This window comes from Streptomyces sparsus, from assembly GCF_054776295.1.
Genome location: NZ_BAAHCA010000578.1, coordinates 1 through 3,168 on the forward strand (window position 1 = coordinate 1; position 3,168 = coordinate 3,168).

A 3,168-nucleotide genomic window follows, 5' to 3' on the forward strand; every position below is an offset into this window, starting at 1 on the left:
CTGCGGCACACCGCCGCGGCGGCGGCCGAGCAGGCCCGCTCGGAGGGCATCCGGACCGCCATCATCCCCACCCGCTCCGCCGTGCAGAGCCTCGCCGCCCTCGCCGTGCACGAGCCCGGACGCCGCTTCGACGAGGACGTGGTGGCGATGACCTCCGCCGCGGGCGCCACCCGGTACGGCGAACTGGCCGTCGCCGAGCGCGAGTCGTGGACGACCGCGGGCGTGTGCCAGGCGGGCGACGTACTCGGCCTCGTCGACGGGGACATCTGCGTGATCGGCGACGAGCTCACCCGGATCGCCACCGACGTGCTGGACCGCATGCTCTCCTCCGGGGGTGAGCTGGTCACCCTCGTCCTGGGTACCGGCACGCCGCCGAGCCTCGGCGTCCAGCTCCAGGAGCACGTGCGCCACCGGCATCTGGGCGTGGACACCGTCGTCTATGAGGGGCGGCAGCCCTCCCCGCTGCTCATCGGCGTCGAGTGACCCGCCGCGGCGCCTCCCCGCCCACGTCGCCCGCTCCCGCCACGCCACCGCCGCGGGGGACGTGCGCTGTCACACCGGTACGCGAGGATGGCAGGCGTGTCCGCACTGGCTGAGCCCCTCCACAAGATCGTCGGCGGCAGCACCGCGAAGGTGATGGCCGAGCACCTCGACCTGCACACGGTGGGCGACCTGCTCCACCACTACCCCCGCAGGTACGCCGAACGCGGCGAGCTGACCCGGCTCGCCGACCTCCCCCTGGACGAGCACGTCACCGTGGTCGCCCGCGTCGCCGACGCCCGGCTGCTGAAGTTCAACCGGGGCAGCGGCCAGCGTCTGGAGGTCAACCTCACCGACGGCAGCGGCCGGCTGCAACTGGTCTTCTTCGGACGCGGCGCCTACGCCCACGAGAAGCAGCTGCTGCCCGGCAGCCGGGGCATGTTCTCCGGCAAGGTCGGGGTCTTCAACCGCAAGCTGCAACTCGCCCACCCCGAGTACAAACTGCTCGACGAGGACAGCGGCCGGGCCGACGTCGAACGGTTCGCCGGCGAGCTGCTGCCGCTCTACCCGGCCTGCCGCCAGCTGTCGTCCTGGAAGATCGAGCAGGCCGTGGACACGGTCCTGAACTCCCTCGAGGCCACCGGCTGGGCGGGGCTCGCCGACCCGCTGCCGTCCTCCCTGCGCGAGAACCGCCGGCTGATCCCGCTGCCGGACGCCCTGCTGAAGATCCACCGCCCCCGCAGCAAGGCCGACGTGGCCGCCGCCCGGGACCGCCTCAAGTGGGACGAGGCGTTCGTGCTCCAGGTCGCACTGGCCCGTCGCCGCCTCGCCGAGACCCAGCTTCCTGCCGTGCCCCGCGTGCCCAGCGAGGACGGTCTGCTGGACGCCTTCGACGCGACGCTGCCGTTCACCCTCACCGAGGGGCAGGAGCAGGTCAGCCGGGAGGTCTTCGCCGACCTGGCGACGGCCCACCCCATGCACCGGCTGCTCCAGGGTGAGGTCGGCTCGGGAAAGACGATGGTCGCGCTGCGCGCCATGCTCGCGGTGGTGGACGCCGGCGGGCAGGCCGCGATGCTCGCCCCCACCGAGGTCCTCGCCCAGCAGCACCACCGCTCCATCGTGGAGATGATGGGCGAACTCGCCCAGGGCGGCATGCTCGGCGGTGCCGAACAGGGCACCAAGGTCGTGCTGCTCACCGGATCCATGGGGATGCCGGCCCGTCGCCGGGCGCTGCTCGACCTCACCACGGGCGAGGCCGGAATCGTCATCGGCACGCACGCCCTCATCGAGGACAAGGTGCAGTTCCACGACCTCGGCCTGGTGGTGGTCGACGAACAGCACCGTTTCGGCGTGGAGCAGCGGGACGCGCTGCGGGCCAAGGGCAAGCAGCCCCCGCACCTGCTCGTCATGACGGCCACCCCCATTCCGCGGACGGTCGCCATGACGGTCTTCGGTGACCTGGAGACGTCCGTGCTGGACCAGCTCCCCGCCGGCCGCTCACCGATCGCCAGCCATGTGGTGCCCGCCGCGGACAAGCCCCACTTCCTGGCCCGCACCTGGGAACGCGTCCGGGAGGAGGTCGAGAACGGCCATCAGGCGTACGTGGTCTGCCCGCGGATCGGCGACGAGGACGACAAGCCGGCGGGCAGAGCGAAGAAGAAGACCGCCGCCTCCGACCCGCAGGACCCGGAGGCGCCCGATTCGGCGGCGGACGCCGGGGGTGACGAGCGCAGGCCGCCGCTGGCGGTGCTCGACGTCGCCCGGCAGCTCGCCGAGGGCCCGCTCGCCGGGCTGCGCGTGGAGGTCCTGCACGGCAGGCTGCAACCGGACGTGAAGGACGACGTCATGCGGCGCTTCGCCGCCGGGGAGGTGGACGTCCTGGTGGCCACCACCGTCATCGAGGTCGGCGTCAACGTGCCCAACGCCACCGTCATGGCGATCATGGACGCGGACCGCTTCGGCGTCTCCCAACTGCACCAGCTCCGCGGCCGGGTGGGCCGGGGGTCGGCGCCGGGCCTGTGCCTGCTGGTCACCGAGATGCTCGAGGAGGCCGGTGCCCGGGCCCGGCTGGACGCCGCAGCCGCCACCCTGGACGGCTTCGAACTGTCCCGGATCGACCTGGAGCAGCGCCGGGAGGGCGACGTGCTGGGCCAGGCCCAGTCCGGCGTCCGGTCCAGCCTGCGCATGCTCACCGTCATCGACGACGAGGAGATCATCGAGCAGGCGCGGGCGGAGGCCACCGCCGTGGTGGCGGCCGACCCGACCCTGGAGCGCCTCCCGGAGCTGCGCACGGCGCTCGACGCGCTGCTCGACAAGGACCGCGAAGAGTACCTCGACAAGGGCTGAGCCCCGCTCGACTGTCAGTGGTGGCTGGGAGAATGGAGGCAATCACCAGGGTTCACGCCTCTCCGTCCGAGGAGGGGCGGGCTCAGTCTGCTGAGGGGTTGCTTCCATGGCGTTCCGGCACACCAGCGAACTGCCGATCGGCGACGGCGTCCTCCGGGTCGCGGTCGCCGGTGACGACGGCACCACCGTGACGCTCACCCTCTCGACCCGGCCCTCCCACGCCGCGCCCGGGGCCGCCGAGTCGTCCACCGGAGCCGTCCCGGAGCAGGACGCGGTCGCCGGTTCCCTCCGCCTGCCGATCGCCGAACTGCCCGCCGTGCGCACCGCCCTGCACCGCGCGCT

Annotated in this window: 1 protein-coding gene and 2 pseudogenes; all 3 read left to right on the plus strand. The window is 72.9% G+C overall.

Going from position 1 to position 3,168, the window contains the following annotated elements:
• Positions 1 to 483 (plus strand): annotated as a pseudogene (locus ACYVE9_RS20475) (DAK2 domain-containing protein); the annotation flags it as partial.
• Between the two features lie 87 nt (positions 484 to 570).
• Positions 571 to 2,826, plus strand: a complete 2,256-nt coding sequence (recG, locus tag ACYVE9_RS20480; protein WP_461029347.1) for an ATP-dependent DNA helicase RecG — start codon at positions 571 to 573, stop codon at positions 2,824 to 2,826.
• Between the two features lie 106 nt (positions 2,827 to 2,932).
• A pseudogene (locus tag ACYVE9_RS20485) lies at positions 2,933 to 3,168 on the plus strand (hypothetical protein); the annotation flags it as partial.